We start from the raw sequence: 15,216 nt of genomic DNA, 5'->3' as shown, positions 1-15,216 counted from the left end.
CCTTGTAGCTCCTATACCACTTTGTGGTGTATGAGCTACTTTTATTTAAAATATTAAGAAACAAAATAAAAATATTACTATGAGCTACAAAGCAACAGCCGCTGAGGTAAGTAAATTAAGAAACGCAACTGGTGCGGGAATGATGGACTCTAAAAAAGCTTTAGAAGAAGCTGGTGGAGATTTCGATAAAGCAGTAGAAGTTTTACGCAAACAAGGACAAAAAGTAGCTGCTAAAAGAGCAGATCGTGAGTCTACTGAAGGTGCAGTTATCGCTAAAGTTAACGCTGACCAAACTAAAGGAATCGTTATCGCTTTGAATTGTGAGACTGACTTTGTTGCTAAAAACGAATCTTTCGTTGCTATGGCTAATGAAATAGCTGATTTAGCTTTAACAGTTAACTCTAAAGAAGAATTATTAGCTTTACCATTTGCAGGTATCACAGTTGGTGAAAAATTAACTGAGCAAACAGGTGTTATTGGAGAGAAAATAGAAATAGGTACTTTCCAAGTTATCGAAGGTGCTATCGTTAATTCTTACATTCACGCAGGTAACAAAATTGGTGCTGTAGTTTCTTTATCTGCTAACGTAGAAGGTGCTTCTGAGGTTGCTCGTGACGTTGCTATGCAAGTTGCTGCTATGAACCCAGTAGCTTTAGATGAAACTCAAGTTGCTCAATCTGTAATCGATACTGAATTAGCTATCGCTAAAGAAACTTTAGCTGCTGAAGGTAAACCAGAAAACATGATTGAAAACATCGCTCAAGGTAAATTACAAAAATTCTTCAAAGAGAATACATTAGTTCACCAAGCGTCAATCAAAGATGGAAAAACTTCTGTTCAAGATATCGTTAAAGCTGTTAACGCTGACTTGAAAGTAACTGGATTTATCCGTTACAGCTTATAATACATTTATAATTTTTATTATATATCTTAAAGTGATGCTAAATTTAGCATCACTTTTTTATTTGGTATATATTTTGAAATGTTTGTTTTATAATTATTTATTTTTATATTTGTTAGGATTACAAGCATATGAAACACTTTATACTATTTATAACAATTTTTTTATTCACTATAACATCCGCATCAGCTCAATCACGACTTGATCAGGATAAGAGTTCTGTTAGCATTTACCCAAATCCTACGAGTTCTATGTTCACAATAAAATTTGATAATCCATCAAAAGCTAGCTCTGTGTCTATTTACTCTATTATTGGAAATGAGGTTATGAATAAAAAATTAGACGGTAGTCAAAAAGCAAACTTTAACGTACAAAGTCTAAAAAAAGGAAAATACATTGTTCGCATTTTTAACGAAGATGGAACAACAGAAACACAATCGTTGATTAAGAATTAATAACTATTCAAATACATAAAAAAAGCTTCTCAAAAATTTGAGAAGCTTTTTTTATGTTGTTACTGAAAGTCTATTTCGCTTTCTTGTAATTATCTTCAACTTGTTTCCAATCTAAAACATTGTTAAACGCTTTCAAATAATCATCACGTTTATTTTGATATTTTAAGTAATAAGCATGTTCCCAAACATCAATTCCTAAAATAGGCATTCCTGCTATTTCCGCTCCTGGCATCAATGGATTATCTTGATTTGCTGTACTTGTAACAGCTAAAGAACCATCTTCTTTTACAACCAACCAAGCCCAACCAGAACCAAAACGTTTAGATCCAGCTTCATCCAATTGTTTCAATAATTCTTCTGTAGAACCAAATGTTGCGTCAATTTTCGCTTTTAATTCTCCTGTAGGTTCTTTTTGAGGTGTTGGAGACATAATATCGAAATATAACATATGATTATAATATCCACCTGCATTATTTCGTAAAGCACCATTATTCATATCCATTTTTTTCAAAATGTCTACAATATCATTCGATTTGATATTTGCATCTTTTAGCGCCGTATTCAATTTGTTGATATATCCTAAATAATGTTTAGAGAAATGAACTTCCATTGTTTTTGCATCAATGTATTGGTTCAACTCATCGTAACCATATTTCAAAGGTTTGATTTGAAAAGTTCCTGGGTCAGCTTTAACATCTGTCGGATTTCCAACAGATTCAGTTGACTGAACTGTATCTTTCTGTACCACTTCTTCTTTTGTTGAGTCAGTATTATCTTTCTTCGTTTCGCATGATTGAACAAAGAAAAGAACACCTAAAACCGACATCAAAAATATACCCTTTTTCATCTTATTCTTTTATGTAGTTTACTTATATTATGAATATTTCTACTAAAATAATAGATTTTGATTGAATATAAAATTCTTAACTTTTAATTTTCTGTTAAAATGGAGGTTGAGAATATATTTATTACATTTATAATAATTAACACGAAATAAAATGACGATTAAAAATCTATTTGCAATCATAATCAAACTGATTGGTTTTTTCTTTATTGTCGAAACTTTCATAACATTTGTTCCTGAACAAATCAACCTGCTAATGAACTTTGATATATTTTTTCCAGAAGAAATAAAAAATCAAAATATTGTTTTATTTCCTTACATCACGCTTGTAATTCTATCCATTGTACTATTTTTGATTTACTATACTTTTATTTATAAAACAGAAATTATAATCAAATTGCTTCGAATTGAAAAGTATTTTGGAGATATAAAAATTGAAAATATTACAATTACTATTCAAAAATATGCACAGATTTCGATAATAGTCGTTTCGATTATTTTATTGATTTTTCAATTACCTATTTTTATCAATTCAACAATAAAATATTTTGGCGTGAAAGATTCTTTTCAGGACGTACTTTCTACTGATTTAATTTCGAGTTCAATTATTATTCTACTTTCTTTTATTGGAATCATTTTCAGCGATAAACTCTCAAGAAATTTTACTAAATGAAATACTAATTTTATTTCAAAGATTTTAATGATTCATATTTTATTGATTATAAAAACCAAAAATGAAATATTATCTAACTTACATTCTATTTTTAATTTGTTCAATTTCTTTTTCACAAAATATTGATGAAAAAAGAGATATACTAATTCATAATCTTTGTAATATCCTTTCCAAAAATAAAAATCTTAATGATTTAGAAAGAATTAATTTAGTTAATCAAGATGTTAGTTTAATTAAATATTTTAAAGTTTTTTCAAAAGATGAAATTCAAGCTGAAGAAGAAGCTATTTTTTATAGATTTCAAAAAAATTGTAAAGAATACACTGATATAATAAAGAAATTCTCTGAAAAAAATAATGAAAACTGGATTACTTTAGAAAATTTGCCTAAATCAACAATCAATGACAAAGATTATAATTTAGTAAAGTCAGCTTCTGAATTATATTATTTTGATTACGAAGGAAATAAAACAATTGTAAAAATTGAAGATAATAATTGGATTGAATATTTTATTGATGAATCTTTTTCTAAACTAAAATTATATTGGATAAAAAATAATGATTTTAATCTAGAATTTTTAGAAAGTAATAATTCAATGAAAAAATCATTTAGTAGAAAAAGAGAAATATATCAATATAGAGTTTTAAGTAAAGAGAATAATTATTATTGGATCGCTTCTTATACAAAAGATCTAAATAATATTGTAAAATTTAAATTATATATTCAATAAAAAACCTTCCATTACGGAAGGTTTTCTTGTTATATCGAGTTTCTTAATCTCTCTTATAATTTACAACAGCTTCTATAAAAGCTTGTGCATTTTCAACTGGAATATTTGGTAAAATTCCGTGACCTAAATTGGCAATATATTTATATGGACCAAAATCGTCAATCATTTCTTTTACCATTTGCTGAATAGTTTCTGGTGGCGATAACAAACGAGAAGGATCAAAGTTACCTTGTAATGTCTTTTTGAAACCTGTAAACTCACGCGCTAATTGTGGCGTAATTGTCCAATCAACACCCAAAGCAGAAGCTTTAGAATCAGCCATTTTCTCTAAAGCGAACCAACAACCTTTTGCAAAAACTGTTACAGGAACTACTTTAGAAACTTCGTTTACAATTTGCTCAATATATTTCCAAGAAAATTCATCATAATCTTTTGGCGATAACATTCCTCCCCAAGAATCAAAAATCTGAATCACATTTGCTCCGTGTTCCACTTTTTTCAACAAATATTGAATCGTAGTTTGAGTGATTTTTTCTAACAATTGATGCGCTGCAACTGGATTTTGGAAACAAAAACCTTTCGCTTTATCAAAAGATTTAGAACCTTGTCCTTCTACTGCATAACACAACAACGTCCAAGGAGAACCTGCGAAACCAATCAAAGGAATATTATTATCCAATTCTTTTTTCGTCAAATCCATCGCTTTGTACACGTAACCTAACTCTTCTTCAACATCAGGAATATAAACTTTTTCTACATCTGCAGCCGTACGAATAGGATTCTCTAACCACGGACCAACACCAGGTTTCATCTCAAAATTCATTCCCATTGCTTGTGGTACAACCAAAATATCCGAAAAGATAATAGCTGCATCCAACGGAAAACGACGAATTGGTTGAACTGTAATTTCAGCCGCTAATTCTGGCGTTTGACAACGTGTAAAGAAATCATATTTATCTCTCAATTCGATAAATTCTGGTAAATAACGTCCTGCTTGACGCATCATCCACACTGGCGGACGTTCTACCTCCTCACCTCTCAATGCTTTTAAAAGCAAATCATTTTTTATCATTGATGTATTTTTTTATATTTTCGATAACTACTTCCACCAATGGTGTTTGCGCAGTTATAATTTCATGATTTGGATAAACTTCTTGTATCGCAGAAGTTGTTGTATTTCCGATTGTAAAAATACGCGAACTTTCCGATATTTTATTTTGTTGATGAAACGCTTTGAATGATAACGGACTAAAAAAAGCATACACATCAAAAGTTTCATTTAATTGATAAACAACCTGTTCTGATTGATATGTAATAATTTGATTGACTTCGTGATTTGCTTTTGACAATTCATTTACCAACAAATCTCGGCGCGATAAACCGCATAAGAAGTTCCATTTCGGAGAATAATTTCCTGAAATCAATTTCGGAGCTAAATCTTCTGCATAATCTTCAATCAACACAACCTTTCTGTTTTGCGCTTTTAGTTTTTCTGCCGTTTTTTTTCCAACAACAAAAAAATGACCATTCAATTCCAATCCTTGAATGGCATTTACTGTATTTTGACTCGTCACGATAAATTGATGAACGAATTCATCAATCTGTGCAGAAATTTCATTTTTCAAAGTCAATTCTATATGTAAAGTTGGTTTACAAACCACCTCAACATCATCTCCAAATTCTTTTTCAAGCAATTCAGTAGAAATAAACTTCGTAAATAAAACTCTTGTTCGCACTATTTCGTTCCGATTTCTTTTTTAATTTCTTCAATCATTCTTGCAGCACCTTGAGCAATACATTCTTCAGCAAATTCGCGACCTTTCGTCAAATATTCATCTGCTTTGAATTGTCTTTCGATTGAAATCATTTCCTGTCCATCAATTGATAAAATTGCTCCTTTGAACGAGTAATTTTCTTCATCAATTTTCTCAACTAATGCACCAATTGGCGCTGTACAACCTCCTTCTAAAACATTCAAGAATTGACGTTCTACTGTTGCAAAAAGTTCACATTGCAGATTATTAATATCACTCAAATCAAAACCTTCTTTGGCAACAATTCCCAAAATTCCTTGTGATGGCGCAGCAATCATCCAATCAATAACTTTATAATGAAGACCTTTTTCAGCCAATTCATTCAAAATTTCTGAACGATCCAAACCTGCAAAAGCAAATACAGCTCCGTCCCAATCTGCATTATCTTGCAATTTTTTCAGACGTAATTGCACATTTCCACGTAAATCTACAATCGTATCATTTGGATATTTATGATTCCAAAATGCTTTACGACGCAAAGATCCTGTTGCAATAATTCGGTGTTCTTTCTCGAAAATATCTTCCGATTTGTAAACCAAAATATCCGCAGAACTTGCACGCTCTGGATACGCAATCAACTCTAATGTTTCTGGTAAAACAGTTGGTACATCTTTCAACGAATGAACCGCAATATCAACTTGATCATTTAACAAAGCAATGTCCAATGAACGCGTAAAAACACCTGTTAAACCTAATGAATAAATCGGTTGTTTTAGATTTGCATCACCTTCAGAAGTAATCGGAACGATTTCTGTTGGATGACCTTTTGCCTCAAGAATAGAAGCAACTTTATTGGCTTGCCAAAGCGCTAACGGACTTTGACGTGTACCAATTTTTATTGTTTTCATGATTGTATTAAGCTTGTTTTAAATGAAACATTTTTTCGATTAACTGAATTGTTTCGTCTGCATTTTCTTTATTTTCAATCAAATAAGAAGCAAACTGATTTGTAATTTTCTGAATTACTTTTTCAGTTAAAATCGTTTCATTTTCGTCAATGTTTACATTATCTTTTTTCAAGTTATTTAAAGCAAAACTCTGAAAAAAGTCTAATCTATCTTTGAAAGATTGAATAGCTGGAACCAATTCTCTAGTTTCTAACCATTCGTAAAACTCTGTAGAAAGCTCCTCTATAATTGCCAAAGCTTCTGGAATTGCATTGCGACGTTGCGCAATCGTATCATCTACCATTTTAGACAATCCGTCCACATTTACCAATTGTATAGATTCGCGAGCAGCCAATGTATGAATTACATTTTCTGGAACTGACATATCAATAATCGTCATTTCCTTATCGAACGGAATCATTTCTTCTGTAATTGTGTAATTACTTGCTCCCGTAGCAACAATTAGAATATCTGTATTTTGTAATTCTTCTTTTAATTCGCTGTGATCTTTTACGGTAATATCATATTTCAATCCAAGAACTTCTGCCTTTTCTTTTGTACGATTGATTAACGTTATGTTTGTATTTGGATAATGTTTGACCAAATTAGCACATGTATTACGACCAATTTTACCAATTCCGTACAACAAAATATTTTTATTGGCCAAGTTTTCTTGCGTTGCTTGAATAAAATTAACCGCAGAATATGCAACCGAAGCAGAACCGTTACTTAAGAAAGTTTCGTTCTTTACTTTTTTACTAATTTGAATCGCAGTATTTACCAAACGCTCTAAAAAAGCATTTGATGCGCCTTGTTTTTTGAAACGAGAAAACCAAATTTTGATTTGTCCGATGATATCAAAATCACCTAAAATCTGACTTTCTAATCCCGACGAAACACGGAATAAATGTGTAATCGCTTCTTCTCCTTCTTTTACCATCATAAATTGACGGAATTCATCTGCATTACCTTCTGTATATTTACAATATTGCTCAACGATTTGATCTTCGTTTTCTGCAAAACCATAAAATTCAGTACGATTACAAGTTGATACAATAAAAAAGTTTTCTAAACCATTCGTTTTAGAATCTTGTGTAAACGTTTCAACTTGTTCCGGGAAAAATGTAAATTTACCACGTGTAATGGCGTCAGCTTTTTCATAACTGATTCCGATTACGTAAAAATTTTCTTCCGTTTTATTACCTCTAATTGCCATTTCTTCAAATACTGATACAAAAGTAGTTTCAAAAGTCTTCGAAAAATAACTTTAAAAAGAAAAAATAACGCTAAAAATTAAAGTTTGCTTTTTTAGAATAATTATAAATTAAAGGTTTATATTTGTATGTAAACCATTATAAAGAGCGAAGTTGACAATTATCACGTTTTTTATATGACAAACCTCATCATTCGAAATGGATTTAAAAAATACCCATAAAAGTAAAATTAACGAGTATAAATTGTCAACAGACGTATTTATCGCTCAAATTGACAACTTTACAGCTTCTACAGATACTATTCTGAAAGGAATTGACAAGCGTTATATACAATTCTATTTTTGTACAAAAGGTTCGTTGACATTTAATTTTAATAATGGTATTTATAAAATCAATTTGCACGAAGGAAAAAGTTTTTTGTTCTATTATCCAACATTAGATATTCCATTATCGTTAAATATAAATGCTGAAAGTAAAGTTTATATTATCGTTTTATCAATTCAAAAATTGCATCAATTGTTTGCGGAATATCAAATTCAGAATGATTTGATTTCGAGTATGACACAAGAAAAGTTTTATATTGAACGAGAAATTGGATCTTCGATAAAATTAGTTTTGAATCAAATTGAACAAATGAAACTTTCTCCACAATTTCAAAATTTATTTCTAATTGGAAAAATGTATGAGTTGTTCACACTTTATTTTTCTGAAATCGAAAGTCAAACCGAACATTGTCCTTTCCTGAATGATGAAAATGAAGGTAAACGAATCAAAGAAATCAAAGATTATTTATTAGCTGATTTTAAAAATCCTCCAACAATCAAACAGCTTTGCGAAAAATTTTCGATATCAGAATATCATCTGAAAGAAGGTTTTAAAGAAGTTTACGGAACAACTGTTTATGGTTATTTATTGGATAAAAAGTTAGAACATGCCCTTCATAAACTCGAAGAAAATCAACAAATGGTAAAAGATATTTCTTTTGAAATTGGTTACGAAAATCCATCTCATTTTATATCAGCGTTTAAGAAAAAATACGGTTTAACTCCAAAACAATATATCAAGCAATTTCAGTAAAAGTTTAATTATTGATAGCTTAATTATCGTTTTTAACCATTTATAAATACTTACTTTTGTGAAGTATTTAATAAATAGTTATGAAAAGATATTTACTTCTTTTATTTCCTTTAATTTCATTTGCTCAACAACCTGACTATTATGAAGGAATAAATTTTAAGCAAAATGGAAAAATTATAAAGGAAGAGTTACACGATTTAATCAATGCTACACATCATGCTGTAACGTACACTCCTGGTGTTTGGAATATTTTAGATAAATCTGATTTGGATTTAGATTCACAAGGTCGTGTATTACTGATTTATGGTTTTTCAGATAATTCAACCATTTATTCAGAACAACGTACACGCGACGTTAATAACAAAAACAATACTGGAGGAAATGCAAATGGAAAATGGGAACGAGAACATGTTTTTCCGAAATCATTAGCAAATCCTGTATTAGACACTAGATATCCTGGTACAGGTACAGATGCTCATAATTTACGCGCAGTGGACAGACAAATAAATTCTACAAGAAGTAATAATGCATATCGTGAAAAATGGCCACAAGATGTAACAGGGCAAGCTAAATTAATCAATGGTGGTTTTTATCCTGGTGATGAATGGACGGGAGATGTCGCACGAATTATTATGTATATGTATTTACATTATGGTTTGGAAACCGACCCTAAATTGGTTGCGTATAACAATACAACAACTAATAATGATGGAATGCCAGATATGTTTTTAAAATGGAACGTACAAGACAAAGTTTCAGAATTTGAAAAAGTAAGAAATGAAATCATTTATGAAACACAAGGAAGTCGAAATCCTTTTATAGATAATCCATATTTAGCAACATTAATCTGGGGAGGTGATAAAGCTGAAAATACTTGGGCTGAATTATCTGCTAACGATTATAATTATCAACAAACGCTTGTTGAAGTTTTTCCAAATCCAACAACAGATAAGGTAAAAATTAATGCGAAGAATTTTGATTACGCAAATTTATATGATTTTAACGGTCGCTTACTTGGTATTGATTTAGGTACTGAAGTTAATTTGAAAAATTATCCAGCAGGAATCTATATTTTATCTATTCATTTGAAAGATGGAAATATCATCACTAAAAAAGTAATTAAAAAATAATTTTAAATAAAAAACCAACTCAAAAGAGTTGGTTTTTTATTTAAAATTAGATATTCCTAACAACCTTCATTATACATTACATCGAAAGAAACTACTTTATCATTCACTAAATAGAATTGTAGAATCGATCCATTATCATAATCTTCGACATTAAAATAACGAAAAGCTTTTGTTCTTTTATCCGTTTTATCATCATAGCCATCGAAAATAGAAATATTCAGATTTTTATATTTATTAATTAACTCATCCAAAGATGAACCAATTTTAATTCCAGATAATGTTTTAAGACTAGAATCCGAAGACTTTACACTATATACAGTTAAAGTAGAAGAACCTCCAGTCTCCTCTCCATTTGTTGTCAGTCCAACTTTATATGTTACTCCTTTAGAAACAATTGTTACATCTCCATCAGGATAACCATATTCATTCAATTTTATTTTGAATTTTTGTCCAGTCAATTTCTCTAATTCAGATAATTTCATTCCAAGTTTTACGTCATTAATACGAGTTGTAGAAACTTGCGCTTGCAAAGCTATTCCAGCTACAAAAGCGGCTATAAAAAATTTTTTTTTCATTTTTATGTATTTAGGTTTTAATCATTACTTTAAAGTGTACATTCTTCTGGATTATAAGAACTCAATCCTATTGTTGTTACAATTTCATTATTCAAAGAAAACGTCAGTATAACACCATTTTCTCTATCGTCAATTCTAAATTCTCTGTTATTATTATTCGATTTATCCAACAACACATTATATTTTGACGAATAAACTTTCCACAAATCTTCCAGCGAACTACCAATTCCAATTCCAGACAAAGTTTTGATCTTTTTACTTCTTGTAGAAATAGAACTTAAATAAGTGTCATTTTCTGTTTTACTCAAATAACCACTTCTTATTTCGATTGTGTAATCAATTCCTTTTAAAGTTATTTTCGTTTCGTTTTCATCTGCAATCGCTACAGGTTTATTACTTAACAATTTCAACACTTCGGAAGGACGCATACCTATTTTCAGTTCATTCATTCGTGTTGTAGAAATCTGACCAAATCCAACAACCGAAAGCAAGAAAAATCCTAATAAAGCTATTTTAGTTCTCATAAATATTATTGTTTAAATATCCAGATTCATTCAACAAAACCATTTTGATTACTTTATTATCTTTCAAATAAAAGTCTAAAGTACAACCATTATCAACATCATTTATTGAAAAAGCTCTGACTGATTTTGTTTCTTCATCTTCAAAAATATCTTGCACAGAAATATCATATTTTTTGTACGCTTTCCATAAATCATCCAACGAACTTCCAATTTTTATTCCTGATAAAGTCAAAAGTTGAGCGCTAACAGACGAAACCGTATACACTTCAAATTGTTTTGTTTTCAAATTTTTATAATACGAAATATGATATTTAATTCCATTCAACTCAATGTCCTGTTCAGGCATTTCAGGATTATTTACATCATAAAGAGCTAATTTATTTGGCGTTAAAGCTGCTACTTGTTTTTGTGTCATTTCGTAAGAAATATCTCCAAATTTGGAAGTCGTTACTTTTTGAGCAAATATTGTCGAAGTAAATAGCAAAAAGCATCCTAAAATTGAAAAACGACTAAGCATAAGCATTAATTTGAGCAATATGTTTTACAATTTTTCCATTATCCAATATCCAAAGCGCATCATAAACACCCGCTCCATCGCTAAAAGTCCCGAACAAATAATATTGATTTAACTCTTTATTGTATGTAAGTTTTGTTGCTGATAAATTCGCGTTATATAAATTGGTAAAATATTCTTTTGGAATGATAATTTCTTTTCCTTTGAATGATACTTTAAACGATTTGAATTCTGTTTGAGGAATCATTCCGTCCGAACCAAGAAAATCTTTTTCATCAATCGCATAAACAAAATCATTTTCTTTAAAAACTTTATGCTTTTTCGAATTAAATGCTTGCGTTTCGAGCTGAATAATATAATCCGCAATCGAAAATTCTATTTTAGAATCATTTACCGAAGTTGGTGAAATCATTTCAAAATCTTCTAACTTTTTGATTCGATCATGGTAAACATAACCAGCTTTTTCAAGTTGATATTCGACCAAATACCATTTCGAATTTTCTTCATCAGAATCAATTGGATAGATTGAATTTGAATTGACTTTAGCAACTATTTTAGACGAAGTATTTTTCTCATCTCTCACGTTTGCGAAACCATCTTTATCTTGCACAATCCCAAATTGAGCTTGCGCAAAATAGCTTAAAAAAGTAGTAAGAATGAATAAACTTTTTTTCATTTTTATGATTCGATTTTCTTGAAGTAAAGCTAACAAAATCTAAACCAAAAATTTTCACGAATTATAGTGATTTTACAAAATCGATATTTCTTTTCAAACCATCAAATTTTGTACGTTTTACAGGTGATTTCTTGAAAATTTCTCGAAAAACATCTTCCGTAATCTCTTCCCAATCTTTCTTCGAGAATTGATTAATTTTTTCATGACCAATAAAACGAGTTTCTTTCGTTGGCAACGAAAAACGATTCCACGGACAAACTTCTTGGCAAACATCACAACCAAAAATCCAATCATCAAACTTCCCTTTCATTTCAATCGGAATTTGATCTTTCAATTCAATTGTAAAATACGAAATACATTGACTTCCATTCACAGTTTTATTTGGTAAAATTGCCTCAGTTGGGCAAGCATCAATGCAACGCGTACACTTTCCACAATGATCAGTTTCGATTGGAGAATCATACGCTAAATCTAAATCGATAATTAATTCGGATAAAAAGAAAAACGACCCTTTTTGTTTGGACAACGTCAACGAATTTTTTCCAACCCAACCAATTCCAGCTTTTTTCGCCCAAGCATGTTCCAAAATTGGTGCTGAATCGGTAAAAGCTCGTCCGCTCACCTCTCCTATTTCTTCTTGAATAAAATCTAATAATTCGCGTACTTTTTCCTTCACGACAAAATGATAATCTTCGCCTTGTGCATACATCGCTACTTTGTACGAATTAGGATTTCGATCTAAATTTTGGTAATAATTATACGCCAACGAAATCACAGATTTTGCTTCTTCGACCAATAATCTAGGATCTAATCGCATATCGAAATGATTTTCCATATACTGCATTTCACCATGATAATTATTCTTCAACCAAGCTTCTAAATGAGGAGCTTCTTCTTCCAAAAAATCAGCCTTTGCTATACCACAAGAAATAAATCCCAACGCTTCAGCTTTTTCTTTGATGCATTGGGACCATTTTATTTTGATATGTTCTTCTGTTTGAAGGAGCATTTGTTACAAATCAAACAAATCAGTTTGAGGAGAATTTTCGCCACGGTATTTTACTCCAATATGTTTGTAAGCTTTTTCAGTTGCAATACGTCCACGAGCAGTACGCATCAAATAACCTTCTTGAATCAAATATGGTTCATAAACTTCTTCCAATGTTCCGCCATTTTCTCCAACAGCTGTCGCTAAAGTTGTAATACCAACAGGACCTCCTTTAAATTTTTCAATAATTGTTGATAAAATTCTGTTATCCATTTCGTCTAAACCATTATCATCAACTTTCAAGGCTTTTAAAGAAAATTCCGCAATTGATAAATCAATTTTTCCATTTCCTTTTATTTGTGCAAAATCTCGTGTTCTTCTCAGTAATGCATTTGCAATACGAGGAGTCCCTCGACTACGACCAGCTATTTCTATTGCTGCTCTTTCATCAATTGGGGTATCTAAAATACGAGAAGAACGCTCAACAATCGAACTTAATAATTCGACATTATAATATTCGAAACGGAAATTGATTCCAAAACGAGCACGAAGTGGCGCAGTTAATAAACCAGAACGTGTTGTTGCGCCAATTAATGTAAAAGGATTCAGACCAATTTGAACCGAACGTGCATTTGGTCCTGATTCGATCATAATATCAATTTTAAAATCTTCCATTGCCGAATACAAATATTCTTCGATAACAGGAGACATACGATGAATTTCATCAATAAAAAGCACATCATTTTCTTCCAAATTCGTTAACAAACCAGCTAAATCACTTGGTTTATCGAGAACTGGTCCAGAGGTAATTTTGATTCCAACGCCTAATTCATTCGCAATAATATTTGCCAATGTAGTTTTTCCCAAACCTGGAGGTCCATGCAACAAAACGTGATCTAATGCTTCGCCACGAAGTTTAGACGCTTTTACGAAAACTTCTAAATTCTCGAGAATATGCGCTTGTCCAGCAAAATCATCAAAACTTTGCGGACGAACAGTATTTTCATGATTAAGATCGTCGTCTGGATAAAATTCTTTATCAGGATTTAATAAATCTGACATAAAATGATGATATAAATTATAATGATAATATTACGAAGGACAATTTAAATTATCCGCCGTACTTTTACACCTACAAAGAACGCAATATTTTTTTAGATAAAAAGAATTATGAGCAAAGGAATATTATTAGTGAATTTAGGTTCGCCCGATTCTACGGAAGTTGAAGATGTAAGAACTTATTTACGCGAATTTTTAATGGATGGAAAAGTAATTGACTCACCTTGGTTGATTCGTAAAATGATTGTAGAACTTTTTATTTTGCCAAAAAGACCAATTAATTCGGCAGAAGCTTATAGAAAAATTTGGACAAAAGATGGATCTCCATTAATTATTTATTCTAAAATTTTGCAACAAAAAGTTCAAGAACAATTAGAAATACCAATCGGTTTGGCGATGCGTTACAAAAATCCTTCAATAGAATTTGGAATGCAAGAGCTTTATGATAAAGGTGTTCGCGATATGTTAGTTGTTCCTCTTTATCCTCAATATACAATGTCTACAACAGAAACGGTAGCGGATAAAGTATTAGAAATTCAGAAGAAAAAATTTAAAGATGTTCATGTAAATTTCTTAAAAGCTTTTTACAAACATCCAGATTATGTAAAAGTTTTGGGTGATTCCATTAAAGAAAATTTACCTGAGAATTATGATAAATTATTGTTCTCTTATCATGGAATTCCTGAACGCCACGATAAAAAAGCTTTGAAAGCAGCAAAGGCGAGTAAATTACCAATTGAAACATACCGCAACCAATGTTTAGAAACAACTAAGTTAGTTGCCGAATATCTTCAATTACCAGAGGATAAATATTACACTTCGTTTCAATCTCGTCTTGGAAAAGATCCTTGGATTCAACCATATACAGACGAAACTTTAGAACATTTCCCTGAAAAAGGTGTTAAAAACTTAGCAGTTTGTACACCTGCGTTTGTGGCAGATTGTTTAGAAACTTTAGAAGAAATTTCTATGGAAGGAAAAGAAGAATTCTTAAAAGCTGGCGGTGAGTATTTTACCTATATTCCTTGTCTTAATGATCGTCAAGATTGGATTAACACATTGGTGAAATGGTTTCAAGGTTGGGAAAATAATTAAGAAAGGGTTTTATCCTTACAAAATAAATTAAATATCTTTGTTTAGAATTTTTCAATTTTA

At 30.7% G+C, this 15,216-nt stretch carries 18 protein-coding genes; 7 read left to right on the top strand and 11 right to left on the bottom strand.

Going from position 1 to position 15,216, the window contains the following annotated elements:
* Nucleotides 1–79 precede the first annotated feature (79 nt).
* The gene (gene tsf, locus E4J94_RS02785; protein WP_135834363.1) at nt 80–904 is read left to right on the top strand and encodes a translation elongation factor Ts; all 825 of its coding nucleotides are present in this window, start codon (nt 80–82) and stop codon (nt 902–904) included.
* Nucleotides 905–1,032: 128 nt separating this feature from the next.
* Nucleotides 1,033–1,356, top strand: a complete 324-nt coding sequence (locus tag E4J94_RS17895; protein ID WP_135834362.1) for a T9SS type A sorting domain-containing protein — start codon at nt 1,033–1,035, stop codon at nt 1,354–1,356.
* A gap of 70 nt (nt 1,357–1,426) precedes the next feature.
* Here the strand turns inward: E4J94_RS17895 and E4J94_RS02775 are convergent, their stop codons facing one another.
* On the bottom strand, nt 1,427–2,203 hold the full coding sequence (locus tag E4J94_RS02775; RefSeq protein WP_246034242.1) for a superoxide dismutase: 777 nt from the start codon (nt 2,201–2,203) through the stop codon (nt 1,427–1,429).
* Nucleotides 2,204–2,354: 151 nt separating this feature from the next.
* On the opposite strand from E4J94_RS02775, the gene E4J94_RS02770 reads away from it, so the two are divergent.
* Entirely contained in the window at nt 2,355–2,873 is a 519-nt protein-coding gene (locus tag E4J94_RS02770; protein ID WP_135834361.1) for a hypothetical protein, read from the top strand.
* Between the two features lie 61 nt (nt 2,874–2,934).
* Nucleotides 2,935–3,603 carry a hypothetical protein gene (locus E4J94_RS02765; protein ID WP_135834360.1) on the top strand — a complete coding sequence of 223 codons (669 nt, stop codon included), beginning with the start codon at nt 2,935–2,937 and terminating at the stop codon, nt 3,601–3,603.
* Between the two features lie 43 nt (nt 3,604–3,646).
* Here the strand turns inward: E4J94_RS02765 and hemE are convergent, their stop codons facing one another.
* Genes hemE through hemA form a run of 4 tightly spaced genes read right to left on the bottom strand, consistent with a single transcriptional unit; the run spans nt 3,647 to nt 7,520 of the window.
* Nucleotides 3,647–4,675: a uroporphyrinogen decarboxylase gene (gene hemE / locus E4J94_RS02760; RefSeq protein WP_135834359.1), complete on the bottom strand. Its 1,029-nt coding sequence runs from the start codon at nt 4,673–4,675 to the stop codon at nt 3,647–3,649.
* Entirely contained in the window at nt 4,662–5,339 is a 678-nt protein-coding gene (locus tag E4J94_RS02755) for a uroporphyrinogen-III synthase (protein WP_168801815.1), read from the bottom strand. The genes hemE and E4J94_RS02755 overlap by 14 nt, the downstream gene beginning before the upstream one ends.
* Entirely contained in the window at nt 5,339–6,265 is a 927-nt protein-coding gene (gene hemC, locus E4J94_RS02750; RefSeq protein ID WP_135834357.1) for a hydroxymethylbilane synthase, read from the bottom strand. Before hemC ends, E4J94_RS02755 begins: the two co-directional genes overlap by 1 nt.
* A 7-nt stretch (nt 6,266–6,272) precedes the next feature.
* Nucleotides 6,273–7,520: a glutamyl-tRNA reductase gene (gene hemA, locus E4J94_RS02745; RefSeq protein ID WP_135834356.1), complete on the bottom strand. Its 1,248-nt coding sequence runs from the start codon at nt 7,518–7,520 to the stop codon at nt 6,273–6,275.
* Nucleotides 7,521–7,716: 196 nt separating this feature from the next.
* Here hemA and E4J94_RS02740 point away from each other — a divergent pair, with 196 nt between their 5' ends.
* A complete protein-coding gene (locus E4J94_RS02740; protein ID WP_135834355.1) occupies nt 7,717–8,595 on the top strand; it encodes a helix-turn-helix domain-containing protein in 879 nt (292 codons plus the stop codon).
* A gap of 80 nt (nt 8,596–8,675) precedes the next feature.
* Complete coding sequence (locus E4J94_RS02735; protein WP_135834354.1) at nt 8,676–9,725, top strand: endonuclease; 1,050 nt, start codon at nt 8,676–8,678, stop codon at nt 9,723–9,725.
* A 56-nt stretch (nt 9,726–9,781) separates the two neighbouring features.
* On the opposite strand, the gene E4J94_RS02730 is transcribed toward E4J94_RS02735, so the two are convergent.
* From E4J94_RS02730 to ruvB, 6 genes are all read right to left on the bottom strand, one after another.
* Nucleotides 9,782–10,300 (bottom strand): hypothetical protein, encoded by a 519-nt coding sequence (locus E4J94_RS02730; protein WP_135834353.1) that lies wholly within the window; start codon nt 10,298–10,300, stop codon nt 9,782–9,784.
* Between the two features lie 29 nt (nt 10,301–10,329).
* The gene (locus tag E4J94_RS02725; RefSeq protein WP_135834352.1) at nt 10,330–10,824 is read right to left on the bottom strand and encodes a hypothetical protein; all 495 of its coding nucleotides are present in this window, start codon (nt 10,822–10,824) and stop codon (nt 10,330–10,332) included.
* Entirely contained in the window at nt 10,814–11,341 is a 528-nt protein-coding gene (locus tag E4J94_RS02720; RefSeq protein ID WP_135834351.1) for a hypothetical protein, read from the bottom strand. Before E4J94_RS02720 ends, E4J94_RS02725 begins: the two co-directional genes overlap by 11 nt.
* Nucleotides 11,334–12,014: an SH3 domain-containing protein gene (locus E4J94_RS02715; protein ID WP_135834350.1), complete on the bottom strand. Its 681-nt coding sequence runs from the start codon at nt 12,012–12,014 to the stop codon at nt 11,334–11,336. The genes E4J94_RS02720 and E4J94_RS02715 overlap by 8 nt, the downstream gene beginning before the upstream one ends.
* Nucleotides 12,015–12,075: 61 nt before the next feature.
* Nucleotides 12,076–13,023, bottom strand: coding sequence for a tRNA epoxyqueuosine(34) reductase QueG (gene queG, locus E4J94_RS02710; protein ID WP_135834349.1), 948 nt, complete (start codon nt 13,021–13,023; stop codon nt 12,076–12,078).
* Nucleotides 13,024–13,026: 3 nt separating this feature from the next.
* On the bottom strand, nt 13,027–14,064 hold the full coding sequence (ruvB, locus tag E4J94_RS02705) for a Holliday junction branch migration DNA helicase RuvB (RefSeq protein ID WP_135834348.1): 1,038 nt from the start codon (nt 14,062–14,064) through the stop codon (nt 13,027–13,029).
* A gap of 108 nt (nt 14,065–14,172) precedes the next feature.
* On the opposite strand from ruvB, the gene hemH reads away from it, so the two are divergent.
* Complete coding sequence (gene hemH / locus E4J94_RS02700) at nt 14,173–15,156, top strand: ferrochelatase (protein ID WP_135834347.1); 984 nt, start codon at nt 14,173–14,175, stop codon at nt 15,154–15,156.
* The last annotated feature ends 60 nt before the right edge of the window (nt 15,157–15,216 follow it).

The organism is Empedobacter tilapiae (assembly GCF_004785645.1).
GTDB lineage: Bacteria > Bacteroidota > Bacteroidia > Flavobacteriales > Weeksellaceae > Empedobacter > Empedobacter tilapiae.
This window is presented reverse-complemented; position numbering and strand designations above follow the sequence as displayed.

Bases quoted from the DNA above. Each gene is read 5' to 3' on its own strand.
- ruvB (WP_135834348.1), bottom strand. From the start codon at position 14,064: ATGTCAGATTTATTAAATCCTGATAAAGAATTTTATCCAGACGACGAT.
- queG (WP_135834349.1), bottom strand. From the start codon at position 13,023: ATGCTCCTTCAAACAGAAGAACATATCAAAATAAAATGGTCCCAATGC.
- E4J94_RS02775 (WP_246034242.1), bottom strand. From the start codon at position 2,203: ATGAAAAAGGGTATATTTTTGATGTCGGTTTTAGGTGTTCTTTTCTTT.
- E4J94_RS02765 (WP_135834360.1), top strand. From the start codon at position 2,935: ATGAAATATTATCTAACTTACATTCTATTTTTAATTTGTTCAATTTCT.
- E4J94_RS17895 (WP_135834362.1), top strand. From the start codon at position 1,033: ATGAAACACTTTATACTATTTATAACAATTTTTTTATTCACTATAACA.
- E4J94_RS02720 (WP_135834351.1), bottom strand. From the start codon at position 11,341: ATGCTTAGTCGTTTTTCAATTTTAGGATGCTTTTTGCTATTTACTTCG.
- hemA (WP_135834356.1), bottom strand. From the start codon at position 7,520: ATGGCAATTAGAGGTAATAAAACGGAAGAAAATTTTTACGTAATCGGA.
- E4J94_RS02770 (WP_135834361.1), top strand. From the start codon at position 2,355: ATGACGATTAAAAATCTATTTGCAATCATAATCAAACTGATTGGTTTT.
- E4J94_RS02740 (WP_135834355.1), top strand. From the start codon at position 7,717: ATGGATTTAAAAAATACCCATAAAAGTAAAATTAACGAGTATAAATTG.
- hemC (WP_135834357.1), bottom strand. From the start codon at position 6,265: ATGAAAACAATAAAAATTGGTACACGTCAAAGTCCGTTAGCGCTTTGG.
- E4J94_RS02725 (WP_135834352.1), bottom strand. From the start codon at position 10,824: ATGAGAACTAAAATAGCTTTATTAGGATTTTTCTTGCTTTCGGTTGTT.
- hemE (WP_135834359.1), bottom strand. From the start codon at position 4,675: ATGATAAAAAATGATTTGCTTTTAAAAGCATTGAGAGGTGAGGAGGTA.
- E4J94_RS02735 (WP_135834354.1), top strand. From the start codon at position 8,676: ATGAAAAGATATTTACTTCTTTTATTTCCTTTAATTTCATTTGCTCAA.
- E4J94_RS02730 (WP_135834353.1), bottom strand. From the start codon at position 10,300: ATGAAAAAAAAATTTTTTATAGCCGCTTTTGTAGCTGGAATAGCTTTG.
- hemH (WP_135834347.1), top strand. From the start codon at position 14,173: ATGAGCAAAGGAATATTATTAGTGAATTTAGGTTCGCCCGATTCTACG.
- tsf (WP_135834363.1), top strand. From the start codon at position 80: ATGAGCTACAAAGCAACAGCCGCTGAGGTAAGTAAATTAAGAAACGCA.
- E4J94_RS02715 (WP_135834350.1), bottom strand. From the start codon at position 12,014: ATGAAAAAAAGTTTATTCATTCTTACTACTTTTTTAAGCTATTTTGCG.